We start from the raw sequence: 25237 nt of genomic DNA on the forward strand, positions 1-25237 counted from the left end.
ATGTACGTCGTCAGCAAGTGGAGCTTCGCGTTCGTACCACCGGTGACGATGGGGTTCTTGCGCGTCACCGTCGGCGCCGTCGCGCTCTGGCTCAGCGTCCGCGCGAGCGACTGGCGTGCACGCCGTGACGCTGGCGGGAACCGCCGTAACCGAATCGACCCCGGAGACTGGCCGGCATTCGTGGTTCTCGGCTGCTGGGTGACCGCCACCATCGTCACGCAGTTCCTCGGAACGGAACTCACGAACGCCAGCCAGGGGTCGCTTCTGACCGTTCTGACGCCCGTCTTCGCCGTCGTGCTCGGTGCGAGCGTGCTCGGCGAGCACGTCACGCGTGCCAAGGCGAGCGGAATCGCCCTCGCCGCCGTCGGAACCGTCATCGTGCTCGCCGGCCAGTACGACCTGACGAGCGTCGCGGCGGGTAACGCCGCCGGCGTCGCCCTGCTCGTGCTCGCCAGTCTCGCGTGGGCGGGCTACACCGTCTGGGGCGTGTCGGTCGTCCGAACGTACGGCGCGCTGACCGCCGCCACCTACTCCACGATCGCTGCCACGCCCATGCTCGCCGCGTTGGCAGCCGTCGAACTCGCCGTCCTCGGGCGAGGGATCGGCTCCATCCCGCTGTCCGCCGATGTCGTGTTCGCCGTCGCGTATCTCGGGCTGGCCTCCACCGCCGCCGCGTGGTACGTCTGGTACAAGGGCTTGGAGTTCGTTCCCGCCGGAACCGTGGCGGTCTTCTACTTCGTCCAGCCGGTCGTCGGTATCTCGCTCGGGTCGATCCTGCTCGGCGAGCAAATCGGATCCGGCTTCGCGCTCGGGAGCCTCGTCATCGCGCTCGGCGTCTGGGTCGTTAGCCGGGAACGCGGCGACGACACCGACACGGACTCGGCCGAGCGATGACGTCCGGAACGCGATAGGGCAGCGAAAGCCGGTGTCACGCCCCACGCCGAGACGACTGCCGTCACACCGAGGGGTGTCCGAAGCGTTCGTCTTCGTGTCGAGGCTGCTGGAGGATCGTTAGTCACGCCACGTTCCCGCTCGGCCCGGCGACCCGCGAGGACGCACTCGACCGCATCGACGGCCTCGTCGAAGCGTCGCAAGCGGAGGACGGAATGTTCGCCGACCACGCGGCGACGGACGTCTCGGATCCGAACCTGATCCGGTTCTTCGAGCAGTACGAGGACGAAGCCGCGTTCGAGTCGCACACCCGAACCGGACACGGCCAGGAGTTCGAGACGGCGCTCCCCGACGGCCTCGCCGGCGAGCCCGACGTACGCCGGTTCGACGTCGCCTCCGAAAGGAACTCAGCCGGTAGCGGGCCGCTCCCATCGGGCGCGCACCGCCGGAACAGTTTTCGGCGTGCCGGTTCTGTCGCCGCGTATGCACGAGAAACTCGACCGCAGCCACGGTAACGTACTGGGCTACGAGGTGCGGGACGAACTCGGCGAGGACGACCTGGCGGCGATCCTCGAAGACTTCGAAGAGACGATTCGCGAGGAGGGGTCGGTTCGCGTGCTCGTCGAGATGCCGTCGGTGCCGACGCCGCAGCTGGACGCGCTCGACGAGGACGTCGGGTTCTGGCTGGAGCACGGCGACGACATCGAGAAGTACGCGGTCGTCGGCGACAGCACGCTCGTCGAGTGGGCGACCGCGGCCGGTGACCGCGTCTCGAGTATCGACATCCGGCACTTCGACGCGGGCGACATCGACGACGCGTGGGCGTGGGTGGACGCCTGAGGCGGTATCGACCGCCGCCAGTGGTCGTGCCGGGCCGTTACCTGTCGAGACGGCGGGCGTTCTCGCGGACGGCCTCCTCGGTGAGCGACCTGCCCGCGACGGGAGTGCCGTTGAGCCAGAGCGCGCTGGCGATGTTCGCGGCGAGTTCGACGAGATCCGCCGTGGTGAACGTGGCAGGCGGGTGGATGGTGCGGCCGTCGAGCACGTAGTCCTCGGGAAGCGGGGGATAGTTGTAGGTGGAGACGCTGCCGAGGCCGTTCTGGGCGGCGACGGGATACCGGATGGTCAGGTGGTGTTCGTCGAGGCCGGTGGAGGTCGCGTCGAGGTGAACCGGGTAGCCGCCGCCGGCGCGCCGGGAGAGGCTGGCGTAGGGAACGCCGGTGAGTCGGACGGTCTCGCGGGGGATGCCGGCGGCGTCGAGCGCGTCAGTGACGGGGAACGCGATGGCGAGTGCGGCGAGGAGGCGGGCGAGCGCGTCGACTCCAACGTCGCCGTACGCGAGCGCAGTGACGAGGCCGCGGTCCGTCCCCGCCCACCGGCCCGGAGTCCTCCTCGTCGTCCCCGCTCTCGCTCTCGCGCTCGACCGCGAGTTCGGCGTCCTCGTCGCGCGCGCCGACGAACGCGAGCCGCTCGCCGTCCGGCCCCCACTGGGGGTTCGACGCGTCGGACGCCCGCGTGAGCCGGTAGGGGTCGCGGGAGCCGTCCGTCGGCGCGACGAACAGCGACGTCCGCGAGTCGTCCTCGGACTCGTCGAACTCGGTCGCGAGGAACGCCACCCGGTCGCCGTCCGGCGACACGGCGGGCGAACTCGGGATGCTGTAGTCGTAGTACCGCTCCGCCGAGAAGTCGCCACTCATGGGTGTTCGTCGCACACGCCCCCAAAGAGCCTAGGGTCTCCGGAAATCCGCCGGGGTCACTCCACGAGCGTCTCCGCGTCGTCGTGAGAGACGGCGACCGCGTGCCCGGTGTGTCGGGCGTGCGTGCGCGCCCACCGCGTCGCCGGACGCTCCGCGAGGAACGACTCCCGGTTCGGGCACTGCCGGCACTCCACCCGGTAGGGCGTCACGCCGTCCGGGAAGTGGCCGGTGTGGCGCTGGTGGTCGAGCGCGAACTGCTCGACCGCCTGATTGCCCGCCTTCAGTTCGTCGAGTTCGTACGCGAGATCCCACTCGTCGCCGCAGCGCGAACACGACACCGTCGGCGTGTCGTCCACGTCGGGGTCAGTGTCGTCCACGTCCGGAATGTCCATACGGGAGAGAGTCACGGCACCCACTTCAGCGTCCGGGGAACGAGTCGTCCTCGATGACGCCGGGGTCGGCGCTCCCGACCGGTTCGGGGTCGTACTCGGGGCCGACCCCCGCGGTTCCGCGTTCGCCGCGCTCGACAGGCGCGCGCCCCTTCTCGGCGGCGTCGCGGTCGGCGCGGTCGAGCTTCCGGTCGACGCGCGCGACCGACCGCGAGAGCCCGGCCCGCTCGTAGTGCTCGCGCGCGGCTTCGAGGTGGACGCGACGAACGCCCGGGTCGTCGCCCTCCAATGACGCCTCCGCCTCGCGCTTCTGCCCGCGGAGGTGCGCGACGGATTCCCGCCGCCGACCCCCGGGAACGTCGTACTCGGCGAGGGCGTCGATTGCGTCCTCCACGAGTTCGACGGCGCGCGCGTCCCGACCCGAGGACGCGTACTGGTTCGCGCGGACGACGCTCCGACTGTACAGCGGATCCCACGCGTCGAGGGCGTCGTGGTCGGCCGCGAGCGCCTGCGCGCGGTCGAACGCCGCGACGGCGCGGTCGTGGTTGCGCGCGCTCCGGTGGCGGTGGCCGACCGCGAGGAGGCGAGCGTACTCGGCGCGCGCCGAGACGGCGCCGAGGCCGATGGCTTCTGCCACGTCCGCGGCCGCCGCGTGCAGGAGTTCCGGGAATCGGGCGTCGGTTCGCGCGACCTCTCCCGTCCAGTGGAGAGCGTTCGCGAGCGCGAACGCGAAGTCGTCGTCGGACTCGGTGGCGGCCGCGGCGAGCGCGTCCCGCCACTCTCGGCCGCGGTCCCAGTAGTCGGCGTCGAGCGCGCGCCGCTTCGCGGAACCGTACGCTTCCCGGGTGTCGAGGTGGCGGCGGACGTACTCGCGAGCACGCTCACGTCCCGCGTCGCCGCGGACGATGCGGGAGAGCGCGACCGCGTGGAACCGCCCGTCGTCGCGCTCGGCGAGGCCGCCAGGGGTGTAGTCGAGGCGTCGGAGTCGGGCGCGGGCGGTCGGCCAGTCCGGCGCGACGGACACGAGGGCGGAGAGCGCGTCCGAGACGTCTACGTCGCCGATGTCGTCGATGTCGTCGAGGCTGGCGGCGAACGACTCGAACGCGCGCCGCGTGCCGGTGGCGAGGCCGACGCGGGCGACGGCGGCGTGCCGGACGACCGGGTAGCGCACGGCGTGGACGGCGTCTGCGGCGCGCTGGCTCGCGGCGGTGACGGCGCCGAGGAGGCGCGCGACGCCGGGCGGGTCGAGGACGAACCCCGCGAGAAACGGGAGGGATTCGGGGTTCGGGACGGCGTTCAGCACGGTCTTCGCGGCCGTTCGGTCGCCGTCGGCCGCGTCCGCGAGCGCGTCACCGAGGACGGGGCCGGGGAGGCGGATGGCGAGGTGGTCGCTCGGAAAGGCGAGTCGGACGCGCGCGAGCCGTGTCGATTCGGGAACGGTGACCGTCCAGTCGTCGAGCGTCGCGCCGGTCGCGGCGTCGAGCGCGGGGGCGTCCGCGGGGAAGTCGAGTCGGTAGCGACGCTCGGGATTCTCGCCGCGTTCGTGGTCGCCGAGCACGCGCGTGACGCGCGCGACGGCGTCGCCGGTGCCGACGGTCCAGCGGGAGCGCTCCATCACGCGAGGGAAGGGCGGCCGGGCGTAATAGCCCACCGTCTCGACCGAAGAATTATGCCGGCCCGCGGTCGTGTGACGTGTACGTGAAACGAGACGGGGTAGCCGATGGCTGAGGGGACGGCGATCGGCACGGACGGCGGCGGTCGGAGCGTGGGGCGCGCGCTGCTCGCGGCCGCGGTAGTCGTCGGCGTCGTGCTCGCGACGGGCGTCGCGCCCGCGTTCGGCTCCGTCGCCGGGGGCGCGCCGCTCGCCAGCCTCCTCCCCGTCGTCGACCCGCCCGCGGACGCCGGGGCCGGCGGGGCTTCGGGGAGCGCGCTGTCCGGCGGTGGGCTGGGCGCGCTGAACGCGGGCTCGCAGGTCGGCGTTGGGGGCGACCTCGCGTCGAACGCCTCCGCGTTCCAGTCGCTGAACGACGAGGTTCACTTCGTCGTCGAGAGCCCGCAGCCGGCCTACTGGCGGACGAACGCGTACACGACCTACACGGGAACGGGCTGGTCGAGTGACGGCGAGCGGCGCGCGTACGACCCACCGGTCGCCTCCGGGGCCGGGAACGCGTTCTCCTATCGGGTGACGCTCCGGCAGGCCGCGACCTCGCTCCCGGCGGTGTGGACGCCGCGAACGCTCGACACGAACACCGACCTGTCGGTGACACCCACCGATGGCGTGATCGCGCAGTCGCGGCTTCCCGCGGGCACGACGTACTCGGGGACGAGCGTTCGGCCGCCGGACGACCCCGGCCTGTTGCGGTCGCTCGGCACGGACTATCCGCGCGGCATCGAGTCGACGTACACTCAGCTTCCCGAGGAGTCCCGGGACGCCTTGACGCCGCTCGTGAACAACATCACCGCGGGCGCGGAGACGCCGTACGACGCCGCGAAACAGGTGGAGAACTGGCTCGAATCGACCAAGGAGTACTCGCTGAACGTCACCGACGCGCCGAACGGGAACGTCGCGACCCAGTTCGCATTCCAGATGGAGACGGGGTACTGCGAGTACTTCGCGACGACGATGGCCGCGATGCTGCGCACGCAGGGGATTCCCGCCCGGTACGTCGTCGGGTACTCGACCGGCGAGCAGACCGGCGAGGACGAGTACACGGTTCGCGCGATGAACGCCCACGCGTGGGTGGAGGTCTACTTCCCGGACGTGGGCTGGGTGCGCTTCGACCCGACGCCCGCGAGCGAGCGGCTCAGCCAGGAGAGCCAGGCCCTCCGGAATCAGACCGGTTCCGGCTACGAGACGGTTACGCCGACCACCCAGCCGCCGAGCGACGACACGACCACGACGCCGCCCGACGGCACCACCACGACTGACGGCACGACCACGACGACCGACGGTTCCGGCAGCGGGAGCGACTCCGGCGACGGTTCCGGTTCGGACGGCGCGCAATCGGACGGCTCCGGTTCCGACGGTTCGCAGGCCGCCGGCGGGCTGTCGGTGTCGCTGAACCGGACGCCGGTTCCGGGCGCGGCCGTGGCGGTGACGGTGACCGCGGGCGGGAACCCGGCGTCCGGCGTGGACGTGTTCTTCAACGGGGAGCGCGTCGGCGTGACGGGCGCGGACGGAACGGTGGTCGGCGTGGTGCCGTACGCCCGGGAGTTGACGGTGCGCGCGAAGGCGGAGACGGTGACGTGGCAGGCCGTCGGCGCGTCGTTCGAGAGCGGGTTCGCAACGGGGAGCGCGTCGATTCCGGCCGCGGCCGCGAACAACTCCACGACGTACGCCGTGGCGACGAACGCGTCCGTCTCGCTGCTGGGGCGGACGGTCACCGGGAACCCGGTGACGGTCGTCGCAGCGGTCGACGGCGTTCCCGTGCGTGACGCCGCGGTCTTCCTGAACGGCGAGCGGGTGGCGACGACGAACGACTCGGGGCGGGCGCGGGTGACGCTACCCGCGGAGCCGGGGAACGCGACCGTGCGCGTGGTTCGCGACCCCGTGAACGGCTCCGCGGCGGTGCGACTCGAACGGCTGTCCCTGTCGGGCGAGCCGTCGCTCCCGCTCGCACTCCCGGGAACGGCCGCGACGGTGACGGCGACGCTGAACGGCACGCCCGTCGCTGACGTGCCCGTGTTCCTCGACGGCGAGCGAGTGGGCGTGACGGGCGCGGACGGGACGCTCCGCGTGTCGCTGCCGGTCGCGTCGTCCGCCGCCGCGACCGCCATCGCGTACGGACAGGAGCGCACGCTGACGTTCGACGGGCTCTTCCTGCACGCGGGCGGCGTCGCGCTCGGTCTGCTCGGCGTGCTCGGCGGCGCCGTCTACGGACTGGGGCGGTACGGCACGTCGCCGCGCGGCCTGCTCGCGTGGGTGGTCGGCGCGGCGGTGGCGGTCGCGCGCGCCGCCGTGAACCTCGTCGTGGCGCTCGCAGGACGCGCGGTCGCGGCGGTGCAGCGCGCGCTCGCCGCCGTCGCGAACACCGTCCGCGGCCGGCGGTCGCCCCGGGAACTCGCGGCGGCGTTCGCCGCGTGGCTCGCCGCGCTGCGCGAGGACGCCGCCGCCCGAACGCGCTCGGTTCGAGGCGTATTCGGGTCGGGTGACGCGGACGGGGAGGCCGCGGAGGTATCGGAGGCCCAGCGGACGCTGCGGGACGCGTGGCGCGACTTCCTCGAGGCGACCTCGGTTCGGCGGCCGGCCCGGCACACGCCCGGGGAGCTCGCGACGCACGCCGTCGAGCGCGACGACCTGCCGGCGGACGCAGTGCGGGAGGTGCGGGACGCGTTCCGGTCGGTCGAGTACGGCCGACGCGACCCCGACGACCGCCTCCCCGCGGTCGAGGACGCGATGCGGGAGATAGAGGCGGCCCGCCGCCCCGACGACGGAGGTGAGCAGTGATGCGCCTCCGGACGTGGCTCGGCGGAACCGTCGGGCTGGCGTCGCTCGCGGCGGCCTCCCTCTACACGTACCGACCGCGGCTGGTCGCATCGGTCGCGCCGCTCGCGAACGTGCAGGCCGCGCTCGGCGGCCTGGAACCAACGCCGGTGCTCGCGGGAGTGGGCGCGGTGCTCACGCTGTACGCGGCGCTGCGGGCGTGGCAGCCGTTCAGCCGGGACGCCTCGCCGACGGACGGATCCGCGGCAGCGCGGTTCGCGGCCGCCCGCGAGCGCCCGCCCGAGTTCGTGTACGGCGACGACCGCGCGCGAACCGCGGCCGCGATGGACGCGACGGTGACGGGCGCCGTCGACGGCTCCCGGGACGCGCTCACGACGACGCGGAACGCGCTCCGCAGTACGGCGGTCGCGGTGCTCGACCGCGCGGACGGCGTGGACGACGCGGAGGCGGCGGTCGCGGCGGGCGCGTGGACGGACGACCGCGTCGCGGCGGCGTTCCTCGCCGACGATGCGTCCTATCCGTTGTTGAGTCGGCTCCGGTCGTGGGTCGACCCCGCGGCAGCGCGGGAGCGCCGTATCGAGCGCACGCTCGCCGCCATCGAGGAACGGAGGGGCCGCGATGAGTGACGGCGTGCGCGAGCGCTCCGGCCGGTGGAGCGTGGCGGGCGTCGGCGCGCTCACGCTCGCGGGCGTCGGCTTTCTCTACACCGCGCCGCTCGTCATCGCCGCCGCGGCGATTCCGGCCGCGTTCGCCGCGTACGACGCCCTGACCACGGTTCCGTCGCGGGGTCGAGTGCGCGTAGTGCGGGAGTTCGGCGCGAGCGCGCCGCGGCCGGGCGAGCGCGTCACGGTCACGCTCACCGTGGAGAACACGGGCGAGTCGGCGATTCCCGACCTCCGCGTCGTGGACGGCGTGCCGGACGAACTCGCCGTCGCGTCCGGCGCGCCCCGCGTGTCCACCGCGCTCAGCGCGGGGTCGGCGACAACGGTCGAGTACGCGGTGGTTGCGAAGCGCGGGACGTACGAGTTCGGCGCGCCGGTCGCGCGAGCGCGGTCGTTCTCCGCGTCTACCGCGGTCACCGTCGACGTCGACCCGGACGGCGACACCGAACTCGTCGGCCAGCGCGCGGTGGACGCGCCGCCGATCACGGACTCGACGACGCTCCGCGCGGGCACGCAGACGACCGACCGCGGCGGGAGCGGCCTCGAATTCCACGCGACCCGCGAGTACCAGCACGGCGACCCCGTGAACCGCCTGAACTGGCGGCAGTACGCGAAGACGGGCGAACTCTCCACGGTGGAGTTCCGAGAGGAGCACGCGGTTCGCGCCGCGCTCGTCGTGGACGCGCGCACGCCGACCCGGGTCGTGCCGAGGCCGGGCGAACCGACGGGAACCGAACTCGCCGGGTACGTCGGCCGCCGACTCCACGGCGCGCTGACCGCCGCGAGCATCGACACGGACGTGACCGCCGTCGGCCTCGCCGCCGACCACGGCGCGCCGCTCGGCCCGGACGGCCTCCCGTGGGCGGACGCCGCGGACGGCCGGGAGACCGCCGCCCTCGTGTTCTCCGCCGTCGAGGCCGCCGCGGACGACACCCCCGACCCGGACGCCGCCTGGCAGTCGACGCCGCCGAACGCCGAGTCCTGGGACGCCGCGACGACCGACTGGGTGACGGAACTCGGCGAGCGCCTCCCCGCCCGCGCCGAGGTGGTCGTGGTGTCGCCGCTGCTCGACAACTGGCCCGTGCGCGCCGCGAGCGCGCTCGCCACCCGCGGCTACGGCGTCACCGTCGTCAGCCCCGACGTGGTTGCCGAGTCGTCCGTCGGCGGCCGCCTCGCGCGCGTCCACCGCGACCTCCGGACGCGAACCCTCCGCGAGCGCGACGTGCGCGTCGTCGACTGGAGCCTGGACGCCCCGCTCGACACCGTCCTCGACGCCTCCCTCTCCCACGTCCTCAGCCAATGACACGGACACTCACCGACACCACGTGGCGGCCGACCCGTCTCGGGACTGCAGTCGTCCTGCTCGGAACGCTCGCGGTCAGCGTCGCGCTCGCTCGTCCGCTCGGCCTCGAACCCTCGGTGATGCTCGCGTGGACGGCGGCTGTGCCGTTCGCGCTCGGGCTCTGGCTCGTCGAACGGGAACGCTGGCGGCCCGCCGCGCGGTTCCTCGCGGGCGTCGCCGCCCTCCCGATCGGCGTCGGCGTCGCCGTCGGTGCGGTGTACGCGGCCGTGACTCTGTTCGGAGCGTTGTTCCCACAGCCGACCGCGGCGCAGGTCGCGGAGGCGACGCTCGTCGTGCTCGGCCGCCTCGCCGTCGTCGTCGGCCTCACCGCCGCCGCGCTCGGCGCGACCGTGAGCGTCGCCGACCTCGCGGACCGCACCAGCCTCCGGCGATTCTCGAAGGTCGCCGGTCGAACCGCGTTCGTCGCCATCACCGCGGCGGGCGTGCTCGTCGCGCTCGCCGTCGTCGGCCACACCGAAATCGGCGGTCTCCAGGGAACCGTCGGCGACACCGCGTCGCGGGGCGTGGACACACTCTCGACGGCGCTACTGTCGCCGAGCGCCGACCGTCCACACCTGTTTTCGTTCGCGGCGCTGCTCGTGCTCGCGTCCCTGACGGTCGCGGGCGCGCTCCGCTCGCTCCCCGTCGCGGAACTCCTCGACGCCCCCGAGGCCGTGACCGCGGTTCGCCGCGGGCTCTACCAGCTCACGCTCGCCGGCCTCGTCCTGCTCGCCGCGGGCACGCTCACGCGGTTCGCCCTCTCGCCGACCCGCCTCCGCCGCGCCCTCCCCGCGAGCGCCTACGACGTACTGCTCGCCGCCACGACGCTCGGCGCCCTGAGAACCGTGTTCGTCGCGGCGGCCGTGGCCGGTATCGCGGGCGTGCTCGTCGGCCGGCTGTTCCGCCGGCTCGCGCGGGCGTCCGCCGAGTCGGCGGTCGCGCGGAACGCGCCGACTGTCGCCGGGGGCGCACTCGTCGCCGGCACGTTCGCCGTCCACGAACCCCTCGTCGCCGCCCTCCGCGGGTTCGTGCTCTCCCAGCTTCCGTACACCGTCGTCGGCACGGTGCGCGAGCAGTCCGACGCCATACTCTCCTACTACGGAGCGTTCACCGTCGCCGCCGTCCTGCTCGCCCTCGTCCTCGTCGCCGCCACCGCGACCCTCGTCGCCGCGCGCGTCGGCGTCGCCGTCCGAATCCTCCCCCTGAACGCGTTCGGCCCCGCGCTCGCCGCCGCCGGCCTGTTCGTCGCCGCCGCGTTCGCCGGCACGACGGACGCCGTCACGCCCGTGCGGTTCCTCGCGTGCGTCGTCGCCGCGCTCGTCGTCTGGGACGCCGGCGAGTACGCCACCCGACTCGGTGACGAAATCGGCCGACACGTCTCCACCGCGGGCGTCGAGGGCGTCCACCTCGTCGGCACGCTGCTCGTCGGGGCCGCCGCCGCATTGCTCGCGGTCGGCGTCGCGGACTACGGCACCGCGATGTCCTTCGCGAACCCGAACGCGCTCCCCGTCGCCGTCGTCGGAACCGGTGTCGCGCTGCTCGCGCTCGTGTTCGCGCTCAAGTGATCAGTCCGCGACCGCCGGCACGTCGAGGCTGTCGAGCGCGTCCCCGATCACGTCCGCGCGGTCGACGCCGCGGACGTTCGCCTCCGCGGTGAGGACGAGTCGGTGCTGGAGCGCGGGCCCCGCGACCCGCTTCACGTCGTCCGGAACCACGTAGTCGCGGCCCTGCACGACCGCCGCGCCCCGGGACGCCTCGAACAGCTTCTGGATGCCGCGCGGGCTGACGCCCACGTCCACGCGGTCGTCCTCGCGCGTGCGCCGCCCGAGTTCCACCACGTAGTCCCGGAGGCGTTCCTCCACGTCCACCGTCTCGACGGTCGCCTGAATCGCCCGGACGGTCTCCGGGTCGAGGACGCGCCCGACGGTCGGAATCTGAGTGTCGCGCTCCGCGCGGCGGTCGATGAGGTCGCGCTCGCCCGCGAAGTCCGGGTAGCCCATGTCTGTCTTCACCATGAAGCGGTCGCGCTGGGCCTCGGGGAGACCGAACGTTCCCTCCTGCTCGACCGGGTTCTGGGTAGCGATGACGAAGAAGGGGTCGGGGAGGTCGTGGGTCGTCCCGTCAACGGACACCTGGCCTTCGCCCATCGCTTCGAGGAGCGCGGCCTGCGTCTTCGGCGGCGCGCGGTTGATCTCGTCCGCCAGCACGACGTTCGCGAACAGCGGGCCGGGGTTGAACGAGAACTCGCCCGTGGACTCGTTGTAGATGTTCGACCCCGTGATGTCCGCGGGGAGGAGGTCGGGCGTGAACTGCACGCGGGAGAACTCGAGGCCGAGCGCGGTAGCGAAACTCCGCGCGGTGAGCGTCTTTCCGGTTCCGGGAACGTCTTCGAGGAGGACGTGGCCGTCCGCGACGAGGCTGGTGACGACGAGTTCGAGGAACTCCTCGCGGGTGACGACCGCGCCGCTCACCTCGTCGAGGACGTCGCGCAGGCGAGACGCTGCCTCTGCGTGTTGCATACAGGAAGGGGCGACCCCGGGAGTAAATACGTGTCGCCGCTACGGGGGGCGTTCGAGCGAGAACCGGTCTCGCGTGTAGGAGTAGAGACTGCCCGCGAGGCGGCCGACGGCGTCGAGTTCCCGCACGTCCAGTTCGCCCTCGGGCGCGAGCGCGTCGTCCACGTGCACGTACTCCACCTCGCCGACGACGAGCACGGAGTCGCCGACGCGGAGCGTGTCGTAGAGCGAGCACTCGAAGTTCACCGGGGACTCCGCCACCCGCGGGGGCGCCACTCGCTCCGACTCGACGCGCGTCACGCCCGCGTGCTCGAACTCGGACGCCTCCGCGCGCAGGGTCGCGCTCGTCTCGTTCATCGCCTCCACCGTCTCCCCGGTGACGACGTTCACCACGAACTCCTGCGTCTCCCGGACGTTCCGCGTCGTGTCCTTCGAGCGCTCGCCCGTGTCTATCGGCGAGAACATCACCGTCGGCGGCTCCACCGACACGACGTTGAAGAAGCTGTACGGCGCGAGGTTGTCCACCCCGTCCGCGCTCGTCGAGGACACCCACGCGATGGGACGCGGCACCACCGCCCCCGAGAGCGTTCGGTACATCGACCCCACCTCGTCCGGCGCGTACTCCATACCCCGAGCACTCGCCCGCCCGCCGAGTCCCTTTCGACTCGCTACGGGAAGATGGACTCCGGCAGGTACGCCGTGACCGTCCAGTTGGGGGCGTCCACGACCTCGCTGATTTTGAGGTCGACGACGGCGGAGCAGAGGATGTAGGCCTCGCCGCGAGTGAGGTCGCGTTCGGCTTCGAGGTGGTCTATCATGTGGCGAATCGCCTTCTTCGTGGCGTCCATGAGGTCGTCGGCGATGCCGGTGGTGGCGTACATCGGTTCGTCCGCGCCGGTCGGCGTGTACGGGTGGTCGCTCTCGAACTGGGGCTGGGAGATGTCCATGTCCGTGCGGACGTCGAAGCGCGCGGTGACGAACATCGGGGCTTCGATGCCGGTCACGCAGACTTCGCCGTCGCCCTGTGCTGCGTGACAGTCGCCGGTGGAGAACAGCGCGCCCGCGACCTCGACGGGGAGGTATATCGTGGAGCCGGCGGTCATGTGCTTTACGTCCATGTTCCCGCCCACGTCGCGCGGCGGGAGGGTGTCGTGCGCGCCGTCCGCCGCGGGCGCGTTCCCGATGGTTCCCGGGAACGGGTGGAGCGGGACGTCGATGTCGTTCACGAAGTGGCCGGTGTCGCCGTCGAGTTCCCAGGCGTGATAGCCCGAGTCCTCGAAGTCCTCGGGGAGCAGGCCGAGACCCATGTCGCCCGGCATGAAGCCCGTGTACCCCCAGCCCTTGTGTTCGAGGTCGAGGAGTTCGACTTCGAGGACGTCCCCGGGTTCCGCGCCCTCGACGGAGACCGGGCCGGTGAGCGGGTGAACGGGGTCGAAACTCACCTCGCCGAACTCCGCGGCGGTCGTCTCCATGTCCACCTGGCCGTCCACGGCGTCCCGGCACTCGAAGCGCACCACCTCGCCGGGTTCGACGGTGAGAATCGGGTCGAGGGAGTTGTCCCACGCGTTGTGGATGTTCTCGTCGTCGTCGCCCAACTCGTAATCCACGCTGTATGCCATACGCACACGGACGACACGAGTCGACTTAACGATAGGTGCCCCGAGCGGCGGCGGTGTGAGGTGACGCAACGCATTTCCCCCTCGACACCCACCATTCGTGTATGACGTTCGACCCCGCCGACGAAGGCCTCGACACCGACGAAGTCCAGGAGCTCGTGGACGACACCATCGAGAACAACGAGGTCGTGCTGTTCATGAAGGGCACGCCGATGATGCCCCAGTGCGGGTTCTCCAAGCGCGCCATCGGCCTCCTCACCAAGTACAGAGAGGACGTGGAGACCGTGGACGTGCTCCAGAACCTGGAGGCGTTCCGCGCCGCGCTCGAAGAGTACTCCGGCTGGGAGACCATCCCCCAGACGTACGTCGAGGGCGAGTTCGTCGGCGGGAGCGACATCCTCGCCGAACTCGACGAACGCGGCGACCTGGCGGAGACGCTGAACGCCGAAGACGTCGAGGTCGACGCGAGCGACGACGCAGACGACGACCAGACCGTCGAATCCCCGTTCTGACGAACTACCGGTCTTCCTCCGACTCGGGCACTGCCCGCTTTCCGTCCCGATAGCGTTCACGCGCAACTCCGAGAACCGAGTACACGACGTAGAGAACGACGCCGACGGCGGCGAGCGCGAGTGCCGTGACCGCCAGCGTTTCGACGACTGCCATACCGACGGGTAGGCGCTCGAAAAACAAAAAACCGGAGCCGAGTAACCGCTAGTTCCAGGGGGCGAAGTCGGGGTCGACCTCGCGTTCGCGACGGTCGATGCCGTCGATCTTCTCGACGTCCTCGGGGTCGAGGTCGACGCCGAGGCTCTCCCAGTTGTCCCGGATGTGTTCCTCGCTCGTGGCTTTCGGGATGGCGGTGACGCCCTTCTCGCGCGCCCACGCCAGCGCGACCTGCGCGGCGCTCGCGTCGTGCGTCTCCGCGACCTCCGCGATAGTGTCGTCGTCGAAGACCGCGCCGCGGGCGAGCGGGCTGTACCCGACGAGTTCGACGTCGTGCGCTTCCGTGTACTCGCGGAGTTCCGTCTGGGGGAGGAACGGATGGAACTCGACCTGATTCGCGAACAGCGGCGCGTCGAGGACGTCCCGGGCCTCGTCGAGATGACGGGGTTCGAAGTTCGAGACGCCGACGCGCTCTATCTTCCCCTCGTCGTAGAGTTCGTCGAACGCGGAGAGCGTGTCTTCGGCGTCGTACTCGTTCGCCGGCCAGTGGACGTAGAGCAGGTCGACGTAGTCCGTCCCGAGTTTGTCGAGGCTCTCCTCGAAGCTCTCCAGGACGTCGTCGTGGGAGAGTTCGCTCGTCCAGATTTTCGTCGCGAGGAACACGTCGTCGCGGTCGACGTCGGCCCGTTCGATGCCGTCGCCGACGGCGTCCTCGTTCCCGTAAATCTGGGCGGTGTCCACGTGACGGTACCCCATGTCGAGCGCGGTCTGCACGGACTGCGCGCACTGTTCGGGGTCTTCGTTCTGCCAGGTGCCGATACCGAGCGCGGGCATGCCGCTATGCTGGGGGTAGTCGAACTCAGACATATCTGTTGGATGGAGCGGAACGTGAAAAGACGTTTTGGTAGCGGCGCTACAGGTAGTGCTCGGTGACGAGGCGCTTGAGGAGCGAGAGGTCGTCGAAGTGGAGGAATTTCGCGATCGCGATCGGGTTTCCGCCGTTCGCGTCCGTGAGCGTGTCCATGTTCGCGTCCTTCACGTCACGGAGGAGGCGGTCGTAGCGGTCGTCGTCCGCGAGGTACAGGAGGCGCGTCATCGCGAGGCGGCGCTTCGCCCCCGGCGCGACGTCCTGATGCCAGAGGTCGGCGTACGTCTCCATCGCCGCCTTCGACGTGTCCACGGTTCCGGTGAGACAGCGGTCGGCGGTGATGGCGGCGGCGCGCGCGGACTTCATGCCCTTGTGGATTCCCTCGCCCCAGAGCGGGTCGATGCTCGGCACGGTGTCCCCGATTGCCATGAAGCTGTCCGTGCAGAGCTGTCCGGGTTCCTGGATGTGCGCGGAGCCGCGGTGCTGTTTACCGTCGAGTTTCGTCGCGTTCTCGAACCGGGGGTCGTTGTCGAGCCAGTAGTCGAGGTAGCCGTCGATGCTCATTCCGTCCTTTCCGCGCTCCTGGTAGGACTCGTTCTGGATGTAACACAGCCCGACCTTCGCCGTGTCCTCGCCCGTGTGGAAGATCCAGGAGTAGCCGCCGGGCGCGAGGTCGTGGTCGAGGCGGAGCATCATCGCGCCGTGGAGGTCGGCGTAGTCGGGATGGTCGACCGCGACGCCGTCCATCTCCCACTCGATGCCGATGGCCTGATTGTGGCGCTCCAGGTCGCTCACACCGAGGTGTTTCGCGAGCGGCGCGGCCGGGCCCGTCGCGTCGACGACGATGTCCGCGTACACTTCCTCGTCGCCGCTGTACTCGACGCCCACGATTTCACCGTTCTCCATGATGGGCTTCGAGACGCGGGAGCCGAAGCGGTACTCCGCGCCGTGCTCTCGCCCCTCCTCGACGAGGAAGCGCTTGAAGTCCGCGAACTCCAGCACCGCACCGGGCTGGTTCTGGACGAAGTGCTCGTTCGGGGACTCGAGGACGACGCTGTCCGTGAACTGCATCACCACGTCGTCGGGAATCCCGAACGCGCCCATCATAGAGGGGAAGGTTCCCGCAGTGGACTTGTTCGACTGTCGCGGGAACTCGTCTTCTGGTTCGGTTTCGAGAACGAGAACGTCGTAATCGCGTTGCGCCAGGTCGCGAGCGCACTGCGCGCCCGCCGGCCCCGCTCCCGCGATTACCACGTCGAAACGCTCAGTCATACCCAGAAACATCCCCGTCGCGCTAATCAACCTTTCCGAATACGCACGCAGAGCGCCCGTATTCCGACGTTTCCCGGAGAACAGAACCGAATCGCCGGGGATTACGGCTCTCCGCCACGACCCGGGCGTATGGACGTGAGTCTGCCGCCCGAGGAGGGAGATACGTACACCTACGAGCGGACGTTCACTACCGACGAGGTCGAATCGTTCGCGGAGCTCTCGCACGACGACCAGCCCGTTCACAGCGTGCCCGACGACGAGGGGCGACTGATGGTGCAGGGACTCCTCACCGCGACGCTCCCGACCGCCATCGGCTCCGCGCTCGGCGTGCTCGCCTACCACATGGATAACCACTTCCACAGACCAGTCTATACGGGCGAACCCATCACCTGCGAAACCACGCTCACGGACGTGGAAGAACGCGACGACCGCTACGACATCCGCGGCGAAAACGTCTGCACGAACGAAGCGGGAGACGAAGTCCTCACAGGCTCGTTCGAGGGCGTCGTCTGGAAAGAATAAGGCGGTCGCGGTGATTGCACTGACATCGTACCGAGCGCGCCGTCGGCGTGCTCGGCGTTTTTAGTGGAGGTTTTTGCTCAAGCGGTCGCGCTTCGCGCGACCCGCCGAGCAAAAAAGTCCGTTAGTAGAACTCGCGGACGAGGTCCATCGCGCCGTCGGGCGCGCCGTCGGTGTCGATGTCCGCCATGTTGCCCTCGACGCCGTGGGCCTGTTCGTAGGACTGCACGTCGTCGTCCTGGTAGAGGACGCCCATGTACTCCTTCTCGCTGTCGAGGATCTTGTCCTTCGCCTGCTCCCGGTCGCTCGGGTCGTAGTCCGCGTCGTCGCCGCCGAGGTCGACGAGGCTGTCGCGGAAGTAGTCGTAGGTGTCCACGTCGTTGAACGTCACGCACGGGCTGAACGTGTTCACGAGGCTGAAGCCGTCGTGTTCGATGGCTTCCTCGATGATTTCCGTGTGGCGCTGGGCGTGACTGCTGAAGGACTGCGCGATGAAGCTCCCGCCCGCGGACAGCGCGAGCGCGAGCGGATTCACGGGCGGCTGCTTGGAGCCCTCGGGCGTGGTCGCGGTCTCGAAGTCCGACCGGCTGGTCGGGGACGCCTGGCCCTTGGTGAGGCCGTAGATGCGGTTGTCCATCACGACGTACGTGATGTCGATGTTCCGGCGGACGGCGTGGATGAAGTGACCGACGCCGATGGAGTAGCCGTCGCCGTCGCCGCCCGCGACCATCACTTCGAGGTCGGGGTTCGCGAGTTTGACGCCCGTACCGACGGGGAGCGCGCGACCGTGGACGCCGTGGAGCGCGTACGAGCGCATGTACGTCCCGATCTTCCCCGAGCACCCGATACCCGCGACGACGAACGTGTCGTCGGGCGAGTTCCCGGTGTTCGCGAGGGCTTTCATCATGCCGTTCATCGTGCCGAAGTCGCCACACCCGGGACACCAGGTGGGCTGCTTGTCGGACTTGAAGTCGGTGAATCTGACGTTGGAGCTCATGCTAGTTCCTCCTGGATGTCCTCGGCGAGTTCGTCCGCCTTGAACTGGACGCCGTTGTACTTGTTCACACGCTTCACGCGGGTAAGCGTGTCGTGCTCGACGAGGTCGGCGAACTGCCCGGTCGCGTTACACTCGACGACGACGACATCCTCGGCCTCCTCGACGTCCTCCGTGAGGTCTGGTCGCGGGAAGATGTAGGGGACGGAGAGCAGGCGCACGTCGACGTCCTCCTGGTCGAGGTAGTCCATCGCCTCGATGAGCGTTCCCTCGTTGGAACCCCACGAGATGACGAGGTTGTCGGAGTCGGGGTTGCCGAACTCGCGGTAGGAGAAGTCCTCTTCCTCCTCTGCGGTGGTGACCTTCTGCTGGCGCTTGTCGACCTGTTCGACGCGCACGTCCACGTCCTCGGTGCGGCGGCCGAGTTCGTCGTGTTCGAGGCCCGTGCTCATGTGCACGCCGCCCTCCGTGCCGGGGAAGGCGCGGGGGCTGACGCCGTCGGCGGTCACGGCGTGCGGCTTGAACTGGTCTTTCTCGTTCTGCCACTTCGAGATGTCGTCCTCGTCGACGACCTTCCCGCGGTCGATTTCGACCGCGTCCATGTCGAACGTCTCGGGGTCGAACGTCTGCTCGGTGACCGCCATCGCGAGGTCGGCGGTGAGGTAGACGGGCGTCTGGTACTTCTCGGCGAGGTTGAACGCCTCGATGGTCTTCCAGAAGCACTCCGCGACCGTCGTGGGCGCGAGGACGAACCGCGGGATCTCGCCGTGGCCGCCGTACAGCATCTGGTTCAGGTCGCCCTGCTCCTGCTTCGTCGGCATCCCCGTACTGGGGCCGGAGCGCATGACGTTCGTGATGACGAGCGGCGTCTCCGAGGTGGCGACCAATCCGAAGGTCTCCGTCATCAGGTCGATGCCGGGGCCGCTGGTCGCGGTCATGGAGCGCGCGCCGGCGCGCGCCGCACCGAGCGCCATGTTGATGGCGGCGAGTTCGTCTTCGGCCTGGACGACGTGCCCGCCGAAGTTCTCGATGCGGCCCTTGAGGTACGTCATCACGTCCGTCGCGGGCGTGATGGGGTAGCCGGCGTAGAACTTACAGCCGGCGGCGATGGCGCCCATCCCGATGGCTTCGTCGCCGTTCAGGAGGACGTAGTCGTTGTCCGTGGTCTCGAGGTCGAAGTCGAACGCGAGGTCGAACTCCTCGGTGACGTAGTCCGCGCCGAGACGCGCGGCCTCCTTGTTGTTCTCGACGATCTTCTCGCCCTTCCCGCCGAACTTCTTCTCGAGGGACTCGTCGAGGTTCTCGATGGGGAACCCGGCGACTTCACAGACGGCGCCGAGCGCGACGATGTTGCGCATGATGGCGCCGCCCGCGTCCTCAGCGAGCGATTTGAGCGGAACGTCGAGGCCCGTGACGTCGTCGGGGGCTTCGAAGTCGGAGAACTCGGTGCGCTCGCCGTCGTAGATGATGACGCTGCCGTCGTGCAGTTCGTCGAGGTTCTCGTCGACGGTGCGTTCGGTGAGCGCGATGAGGATGTCGAGGCGATCCACGACGCTGCGAACCTTGTCGACGGACGTTCGTACCTTGTATGCGGTGTAGCCACCCCGGATGCGGGACGCGAAGTCCTTCGAGGTGAAGACGTGCCGGCCGGCGCGCGAGAGCGCCTGTGCGAAGATCTTGCCGGTGGAGTCGATTCCATCGCCGGCTTCGCCGCCGATGGCCCAGTTCAGGTCCTCGTGCATGTGGTGTAGGCTTCCGAATCGCCCGGCAAAAAGCCTTCTGAACCCGGTGGACGTCTCGAAATCGATTTTTGTCCGAGTCGAAAGATAATTACTGAACGCCCGTTCGTGTTTATCGTTCTCACTGTCCGTTCCTCGCTCTTTCCCCGGTCGAAATACCGGTTCGACCCGAGCGTCTCGGCGTCGGTCGCGGCCGCACGCACAGCCCGGGACGGATCGCGGACGCCGGTCGACGTGACCCCTAACGCAACTGCTTTCCCCCGGCCACGGCAACCACGAGTATGGACACGACGGAGGTGACGGTTCGCGCGGTTCGCGCGGTCGGCCCCGACACAATCGCCATTCAGTTGGACGCGCCCGAGGACTTCGACGCGAAACCCGGGCAGTTCGTACAGCTCGCGGTCACCGTAGACGGAAACGAGGAAGCGCGCCACTACACGCTCTCCTCGCCGGACGCCGACGACCGCCTCGAAGTCACGGTCGGCGTCGACCCCGACGGCACGGTCGGCCCCCACCTCGAATCGCTCGAGCCCGGCGATACCGTCGGCATCAACGGCCCGTTCGGACACGCGTTCTACGAGGGCGAACCCGCGGTGACGCTCGTCGTCGGCGGCCCCGGCGTCGGCCCCGCGGTCGGTATCGCGGAGCGCGTCGTTCAGGACGGCGGCGACGTCGCGGTCGTCTACCTCGACGACGCGCACGCGCACACCGACCGACTCGCGAGCCTCGCCGACCACGGCGCGGACGTGTTCCTCGTCGGGAACGACCTCGGGCCCGCGGTGGACGCCGCGCTCTCCGCGGTCGGCGGTCAAGTGTTCGTCTACGGGTTCAGCGAGTTCGTGCGGGAAGTCGCCGACATCCTCGAAGCACGCGGTGTCGACAGCGACGACGCGAAAATCGAGTCCTTCGGGTGATCCCGGGGAACGATTTTAAGTTTTCTCCGACCGTCCCTCCACGTAGACTCTGGAATGGACGACCCCGAACACGACGTGAACCGAGTTCTTGACCGGCTCGAAGACGTCTACGGGGAGGTTCCGATCCACCGCGAGTCGACGCCGGTTCCGCGCGAGATGTACGTCGAGTGCATGAACGCCGCGGACAACGGCGAACTCGGCGGCGCCCGCGTCCTCGTCTCACACGAAAACGAATTCTTGCTCGTTCGCGAGGACAGCGGTGACGCCTGGGATGTTCCCGGCGGAAGCCTCTCCCGGCACGACACGCACGCGAGGGCTGGCACGCAGTACGTCGCCGAGCAGGTCGGCATCGAGTGCACGGTCGTGGACGCGTTCGCCGCCATCGAACGCGAGTTCGCGCTCGTGGACGGCGGCGAGGGCGTCACCGGCCTCTGGGTGTTCTTCGAAGCGGAGGCGGACGAGACCGACCTCGCGCTCGGCCCCGGCATCTCGGACGCGCAGTGGTTCTCCCGTCCGCCGCGAGAGGTCGGCCCCCATCTTTCGGAGCGCTTGTCGCCCGCGGCCGGCGACGACTAGTGCGCTACGTACTCCACGAGCACGCCGCCCGTGTCGCGAGGATGGAGGAACGCGACCGTGTGACCCCACGCGCCCTCTCGGGGTTCTTCGTCCACCAGAGAGACACCGGCGTCCCGCGCGCGCTCGAGCGCGTCCTCGATGTCGTCCGTGAGGAACGCGACGTGATGGGCTCCCGGCCCGTTCTCGTCCAGATACCGCCCGATAGTCGTCTCCGCTCCCGTGGGTTCGAGGAGTTCGAGGTAGGCGTTTCCGAGGTCGAGAAAGCAGACGTTCATCCCCTGGAAGGCTTCTTCGTGCGCGAGTTCGGCGTCGAACAACGAGACGTACTGTTCCGCGAGACTGACGGCGTCCTGGGTGGCGACGCCGACGTGGTCGAGACGCATACGTCGACGTGGGGGCGACGGCCCGATAAAGGTTAGAGTGCGGTGCCGGGCTGGTACTCGCCGAACACGTCGCGGAGGACGTTACAGATCTCGCCGACCGTCGCGTACGCCTTTACCGCGGCGACGATGTACGGCATGAGGTTCTCGTCGCCCTCCGCGGCCGTCCGGAGCGCCGCGAGGCGTTCCTCGACCGCGGCGTCGTCGCGCTCGTCCTTCACGGACTCCAGGCCCTCGATTTTGCGCTTCTCGTCCTCCTCGGTGACTTCCTCGATGTCGACTTCGGGTTCCTCGTCGACCTCGTACTCGTTCACGCCGACGATGGTGCGCTCGCCGTCCTCGATCTCCTGCTGGCGCTCGTACGCCACGTCCTGAATCTGGCGCTGCACCCACTGCTGCTGGATGGCGGACAGCATTCCGCCCTTCTCGTCGACGGTGTCGAGCAAGTCGAAGGCCTCGTCCTCGATGTCGTCCGTGAGGGATTCGACGTAGTAACTGCCGGCGAGCGGGTCGATGGTGTCCGCCGCGCCCGACTCGTGCGCGAGAATCTGCTGGGTGCGCAGTGCCGTCCGCACGGACTTCTCCGTGGGGAGCGACAGCGCCTCGTCCTTTCCGTTCGTGTGCAGGCTCTGCGTTCCCCCCAGAACCGCGGCGAGCGCCTGATACGCGACGCGCACGACGTTGTTCTCTATCTGCTGGGCGGTCAGCGTGGAGCCGGCGGTCTGCGTGTGGAACTTCAACTGCTTCGACTGCGGGTCGTCGGCGTCGAAGCGCTCATCCATGATCTGCGCCCACATCCGGCGGGCGGCGCGGAACTTCGCGGCTTCCTCCAGGATGTTGTTGTGGGCGTTGAAGAAGAAGGAGAGCTGTGGCGCGAACTCGTCTACGTCCAGACCGGCGTCCAGCGCGGCCTCGACGTACTCGATGCCGTTTCCGAGCGTGAACGCGACTTCCTGGGCGGCCGTCGAACCGGCCTCCCGGATGTGGTAGCCCGAGATCGAGATCGTGTTGAAGTTCGGCGTCTCCTCCGCGCAGAACTCGAAGATGTCCGTGATGATGCGCATCGACGGCTCGGGCGGATAGATGTAGGTGTTGCGCGCGACGTACTCCTTGAGCACGTCGTTCTGGATGGTTCCCCGGAGTTCGTCGCGGTCGACGCCCTGCTTGTCGCCGACGGCGATGTACATCGCGAGCAACACGGAGGCGGGCGCGTTGATGGTCATCGACGTGCTGACTTCGTCGAGCGGGATGCCGTCAAACACCTTCTCGAAGTCCGCGAGCGTGTCGATGGCGACGCCGGACTTCCCGACCTCGCCCGCGCTCATCGCCGCGTCCGAGTCGTACCCCATCTGGGTCGGGAGGTCGAACGCCATCGAGAGCCCCGACGACCCCTGGTCGATGAGGTAGCGAAAGCGCTCGTTCGTCTCCTCGGGCGTGCCGAAGCCCGCGTACTGCCGCATCGTCCAGAGGCGGCCGCGGTAGCCCGTGGAGTAGACGCCGCGCGTGTAGGGGTCTTCGCCGGGGAACCCGAGATCCTCTTCGTAGTCGAGGTCGCTCACGTCGTTCGGCGTGTAGAGCCGATCTACTGTCTGCCCGCCCGTGTCCGTGTCGAACTCGTCCTTGCGCTCGCCGAACCGGTCGAGCACGGGGTCGAGGGTCTCTTCCTCCCACTCCTCCTTTGCCTCGCGGATACTCGCGAGGTCGTCGTCGTCGAACATACCTTGGGGAACGAGCGAGACCGTCTTAATGGTTGTACGTTAGGGAACTGAACGCCGCCGTCACTCGCTCCCGTGAGCGTGACCGTCGCTGTGGCCGCTACTGCTGTCACCGGTGCGGTGGAGGGAGTAGAGCGCGAGGAAGGCGGCGGTGGCGAGGGCGTTGAGCGCGGCCTTGTAGTCGAGTTCGATGGAGATGCGCTCGACGGTCGCGCTCGCGGGGTCGGGGATGAGACCGAGGAGGTCGAACGCGACGTGGACGGCGACGCCGGTGACGACGGCGGCGACGAATATCATCGCCGAAAGGACGGCGGCGAACGTGGTGCCGTAGTACTCCCGGTACGCCTGCATGATGGGCGGGATGACGAGGTCGGCGTAGATGTAGGAGAGCACGCTCCCGAACGGCAGGCCGCGCGTCCAGAGAATCGCGCCGAACGGGACGTTCCCGACGGAGCAGACGAACGTCGCGATGCCGACGACGGCTCCCAAGACGGCGGTCCAGACGACGTACGTGTACTCGCCGACGATCGGCCCGGCGAAGACCGCGTGCCAGACGGAGTCCGGCACGAACCCGGCGATGAGACCGGCGAACACGAACCCGATGGCGATCTCGTCCCAGAGCATCCCCCACTCCTTGAGTTGCTTGTCCGCGAGCGCGCGCCACCCGGAGAGCGAGGTCGCCTGCTCCACGACGGTGGTGTCGGCGTCCGCGGGGTTCCAGCCGCGCTTGCAGGACGCAGAGCAGAAGTAGTAGGTCGTTCCGTCGTACTCGACGGTGTGCTCGGTCTCGTCGGGGTCGACTTCCATCCCGCAGTTCGGGTCGCGGACGGTGGTGTCGTCTGACGCGTGCTCGCGCGCGGACTCGACGACTTCGTCCGGGACGAACCGGAACCCGACCGCCATCAGGCCGATGAGGACGACGCCGCCGACGAAGTCCGCGACGACGAACTCCCAGCCGAGCAGAATCCAGATGACGAACCCGATCTCGATGACGAGGTTCGTCGAGGCGAACATGAACGCGCCCAGACTGGCGGCGGCGCTCGCGCCCTTCTTGAAGAGGTTCTTCGCCGTGGCGATGGCGGAGTACGAACAGGAGGAGGAGACGAACCCGAAGAACGTCGCGGTGCCGAGTTCGCGGACGCCCGCGCCCTCCAGGTGCTGGGAGATGTCGTCCTCGGACAGCCAGGCCTCGACGCCGCCGGCGATGGCGAACCCGAGCACGAGCGCCCACCACGTTATCCACGCCATCTCGACCGCGGTCCGCACCGTCTCCTCCGCGCCCGTGAGGAGGTACGTGTCGAGCGGTTCGGTCGACGCAATCGCACCGCCTGCGACGATGAGGGCCGCGAACGCCACCAGAACGAGGTAGTCCCGTCGCTCCATACGTGATAGAAGGAACGCCCCGCTTACGCCGTTTGGGGCTCAGAATCCGAGGTGAATTCCCGGGAAAATTCGGCGTCGTTAACCGCCGGTGTCGTACTTGTAGGTCGCTGTCTCGGAGTCGATACCGAAGTCCTCCGCGGTCTCCTGTGGGTCGTTCTCGCCCTCCTCAGACCGGAACCGGCGGCGGAGTCGGCCCGGAACGGAGAAGTCGTCCACGTCGAGTACGAGCGGAACGGCGTCCTCGCCCTCCGTCTCGCGGACTTCGGCGAGGCGGCGGACGAGTGGGTCGGGCAGTGTGGACTCGTCAATCCGCTCGAACCCGAACTGTTCGAGGTACGCGGGTTCGACGCTGAGCGAGAAGACGCGGTCGAACCCCTGGTCGTACGCGGACTCCACGAGCCGTTCGACGACGTGCGCGCCGACGCCGCGGTTCCGCCAGTCCACCAGGACGCCGATGTTCGTGAGTTCGCAGACGGACGTCTCGTCGCCCGAGTGAACGCGGAGCCGACCGAACCCGGCCTTCCCGCCCGTCTCCTCGTCCACCGCGAACACGTAGTCCCGGGAGCGAAAGGCGGGGTCCGGCATCCCGAACTCGTCTAGCCGGTCCAGCAACCACACCTCCTCGTGTTTCTCCGCGGGCCTGACGTGCATACA

General features: G+C 69.4%; 27 protein-coding genes. 11 read left to right on the forward strand and 16 right to left on the reverse strand.

Going from position 1 to position 25237, the window contains the following annotated elements:
* The 3 genes from FQU85_RS11155 (at position 1) to FQU85_RS11165 (ending at position 1731) form a co-directional block, all read left to right on the forward strand.
* Positions 1–894, forward strand: a complete 894-nt coding sequence (locus FQU85_RS11155) for a DMT family transporter (RefSeq protein ID WP_145848820.1) — start codon at positions 1–3, stop codon at positions 892–894.
* A gap of 113 nt (positions 895–1007) precedes the next feature.
* The gene (locus FQU85_RS11160) at positions 1008–1406 is read left to right on the forward strand and encodes a putative quinol monooxygenase (RefSeq protein WP_145847907.1); all 399 of its coding nucleotides are present in this window, start codon (positions 1008–1010) and stop codon (positions 1404–1406) included.
* Complete coding sequence (locus tag FQU85_RS11165; RefSeq protein ID WP_145847908.1) at positions 1375–1731, forward strand: STAS/SEC14 domain-containing protein; 357 nt, start codon at positions 1375–1377, stop codon at positions 1729–1731. Before FQU85_RS11160 ends, FQU85_RS11165 begins: the two co-directional genes overlap by 32 nt.
* 37 nt (positions 1732–1768) lie before the next feature.
* On the opposite strand, the gene FQU85_RS13410 is transcribed toward FQU85_RS11165, so the two are convergent.
* The 4 genes from FQU85_RS13410 to FQU85_RS11180 form a co-directional block, all read right to left on the reverse strand.
* Positions 1769–1936: a hypothetical protein gene (locus FQU85_RS13410; RefSeq protein ID WP_168219984.1), complete on the reverse strand. Its 168-nt coding sequence runs from the start codon at positions 1934–1936 to the stop codon at positions 1769–1771.
* A 220-nt stretch (positions 1937–2156) separates the two neighbouring features.
* Positions 2157–2588, reverse strand: a complete 432-nt coding sequence (locus tag FQU85_RS11170) for an LpqB family beta-propeller domain-containing protein (protein WP_145847909.1) — start codon at positions 2586–2588, stop codon at positions 2157–2159.
* Positions 2589–2644: 56 nt separating this feature from the next.
* Entirely contained in the window at positions 2645–2980 is a 336-nt protein-coding gene (locus tag FQU85_RS11175; protein WP_145847910.1) for a hypothetical protein, read from the reverse strand.
* 25 nt (positions 2981–3005) lie between these two features.
* Positions 3006–4592 (reverse strand): hypothetical protein, encoded by a 1587-nt coding sequence (locus FQU85_RS11180; RefSeq protein WP_145847911.1) that lies wholly within the window; start codon positions 4590–4592, stop codon positions 3006–3008.
* A gap of 105 nt (positions 4593–4697) precedes the next feature.
* Here FQU85_RS11180 and FQU85_RS11185 point away from each other — a divergent pair, with 105 nt between their 5' ends.
* The 4 genes from FQU85_RS11185 to FQU85_RS11200 are packed head-to-tail and all read left to right on the forward strand — an operon-like array spanning position 4698 to position 10990.
* Positions 4698–7424, forward strand: coding sequence for a transglutaminaseTgpA domain-containing protein (locus FQU85_RS11185; RefSeq protein ID WP_145847912.1), 2727 nt, complete (start codon positions 4698–4700; stop codon positions 7422–7424).
* On the forward strand, positions 7424–8047 hold the full coding sequence (locus tag FQU85_RS11190) for a hypothetical protein (protein ID WP_145847913.1): 624 nt from the start codon (positions 7424–7426) through the stop codon (positions 8045–8047). The genes FQU85_RS11185 and FQU85_RS11190 overlap by 1 nt, the downstream gene beginning before the upstream one ends.
* Positions 8040–9386, forward strand: a complete 1347-nt coding sequence (locus FQU85_RS11195) for a DUF58 domain-containing protein (protein WP_145847914.1) — start codon at positions 8040–8042, stop codon at positions 9384–9386. Before FQU85_RS11190 ends, FQU85_RS11195 begins: the two co-directional genes overlap by 8 nt.
* Entirely contained in the window at positions 9383–10990 is a 1608-nt protein-coding gene (locus FQU85_RS11200; protein ID WP_145847915.1) for a hypothetical protein, read from the forward strand. Before FQU85_RS11195 ends, FQU85_RS11200 begins: the two co-directional genes overlap by 4 nt.
* Here FQU85_RS11200 and FQU85_RS11205 read toward each other — a convergent pair whose 3' ends face one another.
* The 3 genes from FQU85_RS11205 to FQU85_RS11215 are packed head-to-tail and all read right to left on the reverse strand — an operon-like array spanning position 10991 to position 13560.
* On the reverse strand, positions 10991–11944 hold the full coding sequence (locus FQU85_RS11205; RefSeq protein WP_145847916.1) for a MoxR family ATPase: 954 nt from the start codon (positions 11942–11944) through the stop codon (positions 10991–10993).
* A 39-nt stretch (positions 11945–11983) separates the two neighbouring features.
* Entirely contained in the window at positions 11984–12568 is a 585-nt protein-coding gene (locus FQU85_RS11210; RefSeq protein WP_145847918.1) for a flavin reductase family protein, read from the reverse strand.
* A gap of 41 nt (positions 12569–12609) precedes the next feature.
* The gene (locus tag FQU85_RS11215) at positions 12610–13560 is read right to left on the reverse strand and encodes an acetamidase/formamidase family protein (protein WP_145847920.1); all 951 of its coding nucleotides are present in this window, start codon (positions 13558–13560) and stop codon (positions 12610–12612) included.
* Positions 13561–13661: 101 nt separating this feature from the next.
* On the opposite strand from FQU85_RS11215, the gene FQU85_RS11220 reads away from it, so the two are divergent.
* Entirely contained in the window at positions 13662–14069 is a 408-nt protein-coding gene (locus FQU85_RS11220; protein WP_145847922.1) for a glutaredoxin, read from the forward strand.
* A 4-nt stretch (positions 14070–14073) separates the two neighbouring features.
* Here FQU85_RS11220 and FQU85_RS13415 read toward each other — a convergent pair whose 3' ends face one another.
* From FQU85_RS13415 to FQU85_RS11230, 3 genes are read right to left on the reverse strand one after another with little or no spacing between them, the layout of a single operon-like run.
* Positions 14074–14223: a hypothetical protein gene (locus FQU85_RS13415; protein ID WP_168219985.1), complete on the reverse strand. Its 150-nt coding sequence runs from the start codon at positions 14221–14223 to the stop codon at positions 14074–14076.
* 48 nt (positions 14224–14271) lie between these two features.
* Positions 14272–15090: an aldo/keto reductase gene (locus FQU85_RS11225; RefSeq protein WP_240792428.1), complete on the reverse strand. Its 819-nt coding sequence runs from the start codon at positions 15088–15090 to the stop codon at positions 14272–14274.
* 46 nt (positions 15091–15136) lie between these two features.
* Positions 15137–16363 (reverse strand): digeranylgeranylglycerophospholipid reductase, encoded by a 1227-nt coding sequence (locus FQU85_RS11230; protein WP_145847924.1) that lies wholly within the window; start codon positions 16361–16363, stop codon positions 15137–15139.
* A 129-nt stretch (positions 16364–16492) separates the two neighbouring features.
* Between FQU85_RS11230 and FQU85_RS11235 the strand changes: the two genes are divergently transcribed.
* Positions 16493–16885: a MaoC family dehydratase N-terminal domain-containing protein gene (locus FQU85_RS11235; protein WP_145847926.1), complete on the forward strand. Its 393-nt coding sequence runs from the start codon at positions 16493–16495 to the stop codon at positions 16883–16885.
* 121 nt (positions 16886–17006) lie between these two features.
* Here the strand turns inward: FQU85_RS11235 and FQU85_RS11240 are convergent, their stop codons facing one another.
* Positions 17007–17879 carry a 2-oxoacid:ferredoxin oxidoreductase subunit beta gene (locus FQU85_RS11240; protein ID WP_145847928.1) on the reverse strand — a complete coding sequence of 291 codons (873 nt, stop codon included), beginning with the start codon at positions 17877–17879 and terminating at the stop codon, positions 17007–17009.
* On the reverse strand, positions 17876–19618 hold the full coding sequence (locus FQU85_RS11245; protein WP_145847930.1) for a 2-oxoacid:acceptor oxidoreductase subunit alpha: 1743 nt from the start codon (positions 19616–19618) through the stop codon (positions 17876–17878). The genes FQU85_RS11240 and FQU85_RS11245 overlap by 4 nt, the downstream gene beginning before the upstream one ends.
* Positions 19619–19896: 278 nt before the next feature.
* On the opposite strand from FQU85_RS11245, the gene FQU85_RS11250 reads away from it, so the two are divergent.
* Positions 19897–20529: a ferredoxin--NADP reductase gene (locus FQU85_RS11250; RefSeq protein ID WP_145847932.1), complete on the forward strand. Its 633-nt coding sequence runs from the start codon at positions 19897–19899 to the stop codon at positions 20527–20529.
* A gap of 54 nt (positions 20530–20583) precedes the next feature.
* On the forward strand, positions 20584–21105 hold the full coding sequence (locus FQU85_RS11255) for an NUDIX hydrolase (RefSeq protein WP_145847934.1): 522 nt from the start codon (positions 20584–20586) through the stop codon (positions 21103–21105).
* On the opposite strand, the gene mce is transcribed toward FQU85_RS11255, so the two are convergent.
* The 4 genes from mce to FQU85_RS11275 form a co-directional block, all read right to left on the reverse strand.
* Complete coding sequence (mce, locus tag FQU85_RS11260; protein ID WP_145847936.1) at positions 21102–21488, reverse strand: methylmalonyl-CoA epimerase; 387 nt, start codon at positions 21486–21488, stop codon at positions 21102–21104. The genes FQU85_RS11255 and mce overlap by 4 nt on opposite strands.
* Before the next feature lie 32 nt (positions 21489–21520).
* Positions 21521–23203: a methylmalonyl-CoA mutase gene (locus FQU85_RS11265; protein WP_145847938.1), complete on the reverse strand. Its 1683-nt coding sequence runs from the start codon at positions 23201–23203 to the stop codon at positions 21521–21523.
* 60 nt (positions 23204–23263) lie between these two features.
* Positions 23264–24583, reverse strand: a complete 1320-nt coding sequence (locus FQU85_RS11270; protein ID WP_145847940.1) for a permease — start codon at positions 24581–24583, stop codon at positions 23264–23266.
* Positions 24584–24661: 78 nt separating this feature from the next.
* Positions 24662–25234 (reverse strand): GNAT family N-acetyltransferase, encoded by a 573-nt coding sequence (locus FQU85_RS11275; protein WP_145847942.1) that lies wholly within the window; start codon positions 25232–25234, stop codon positions 24662–24664.
* Positions 25235–25237 lie beyond the last annotated feature (3 nt).

Source organism: Salarchaeum sp. JOR-1, assembly GCF_007833275.1.
In the GTDB taxonomy this organism is placed as follows: domain Archaea; phylum Halobacteriota; class Halobacteria; order Halobacteriales; family Halobacteriaceae; genus Salarchaeum.

Bases quoted from the DNA above. Each gene is read 5' to 3' on its own strand.
- FQU85_RS11250 (WP_145847932.1), top strand. From the start codon at position 19,897: ATGGACACGACGGAGGTGACGGTTCGCGCGGTTCGCGCGGTCGGCCCC.
- FQU85_RS11195 (WP_145847914.1), top strand. From the start codon at position 8,040: ATGAGTGACGGCGTGCGCGAGCGCTCCGGCCGGTGGAGCGTGGCGGGC.
- FQU85_RS11170 (WP_145847909.1), bottom strand. From the start codon at position 2,588: ATGAGTGGCGACTTCTCGGCGGAGCGGTACTACGACTACAGCATCCCG.
- FQU85_RS11165 (WP_145847908.1), top strand. From the start codon at position 1,375: ATGCACGAGAAACTCGACCGCAGCCACGGTAACGTACTGGGCTACGAG.
- FQU85_RS11270 (WP_145847940.1), bottom strand. From the start codon at position 24,583: ATGGAGCGACGGGACTACCTCGTTCTGGTGGCGTTCGCGGCCCTCATC.
- FQU85_RS11155 (WP_145848820.1), top strand. From the start codon at position 1: ATGTACGTCGTCAGCAAGTGGAGCTTCGCGTTCGTACCACCGGTGACG.
- FQU85_RS11175 (WP_145847910.1), bottom strand. From the start codon at position 2,980: ATGGACATTCCGGACGTGGACGACACTGACCCCGACGTGGACGACACG.
- FQU85_RS13415 (WP_168219985.1), bottom strand. From the start codon at position 14,223: ATGGCAGTCGTCGAAACGCTGGCGGTCACGGCACTCGCGCTCGCCGCC.
- FQU85_RS11200 (WP_145847915.1), top strand. From the start codon at position 9,383: ATGACACGGACACTCACCGACACCACGTGGCGGCCGACCCGTCTCGGG.
- FQU85_RS11275 (WP_145847942.1), bottom strand. From the start codon at position 25,234: ATGCACGTCAGGCCCGCGGAGAAACACGAGGAGGTGTGGTTGCTGGAC.
- FQU85_RS11215 (WP_145847920.1), bottom strand. From the start codon at position 13,560: ATGGCATACAGCGTGGATTACGAGTTGGGCGACGACGACGAGAACATC.
- FQU85_RS11220 (WP_145847922.1), top strand. From the start codon at position 13,662: ATGACGTTCGACCCCGCCGACGAAGGCCTCGACACCGACGAAGTCCAG.
- FQU85_RS11180 (WP_145847911.1), bottom strand. From the start codon at position 4,592: ATGGAGCGCTCCCGCTGGACCGTCGGCACCGGCGACGCCGTCGCGCGC.
- FQU85_RS11240 (WP_145847928.1), bottom strand. From the start codon at position 17,879: ATGAGCTCCAACGTCAGATTCACCGACTTCAAGTCCGACAAGCAGCCC.
- FQU85_RS11190 (WP_145847913.1), top strand. From the start codon at position 7,424: ATGCGCCTCCGGACGTGGCTCGGCGGAACCGTCGGGCTGGCGTCGCTC.
- FQU85_RS11185 (WP_145847912.1), top strand. From the start codon at position 4,698: ATGGCTGAGGGGACGGCGATCGGCACGGACGGCGGCGGTCGGAGCGTG.
- FQU85_RS11205 (WP_145847916.1), bottom strand. From the start codon at position 11,944: ATGCAACACGCAGAGGCAGCGTCTCGCCTGCGCGACGTCCTCGACGAG.
- FQU85_RS11225 (WP_240792428.1), bottom strand. From the start codon at position 15,090: ATGTCTGAGTTCGACTACCCCCAGCATAGCGGCATGCCCGCGCTCGGT.
- FQU85_RS11265 (WP_145847938.1), bottom strand. From the start codon at position 23,203: ATGTTCGACGACGACGACCTCGCGAGTATCCGCGAGGCAAAGGAGGAG.
- mce (WP_145847936.1), bottom strand. From the start codon at position 21,488: ATGCGTCTCGACCACGTCGGCGTCGCCACCCAGGACGCCGTCAGTCTC.
- FQU85_RS11230 (WP_145847924.1), bottom strand. From the start codon at position 16,363: ATGACTGAGCGTTTCGACGTGGTAATCGCGGGAGCGGGGCCGGCGGGC.
- FQU85_RS11235 (WP_145847926.1), top strand. From the start codon at position 16,493: ATGGACGTGAGTCTGCCGCCCGAGGAGGGAGATACGTACACCTACGAG.
- FQU85_RS11255 (WP_145847934.1), top strand. From the start codon at position 20,584: ATGGACGACCCCGAACACGACGTGAACCGAGTTCTTGACCGGCTCGAA.
- FQU85_RS11210 (WP_145847918.1), bottom strand. From the start codon at position 12,568: ATGGAGTACGCGCCGGACGAGGTGGGGTCGATGTACCGAACGCTCTCG.
- FQU85_RS11245 (WP_145847930.1), bottom strand. From the start codon at position 19,618: ATGCACGAGGACCTGAACTGGGCCATCGGCGGCGAAGCCGGCGATGGA.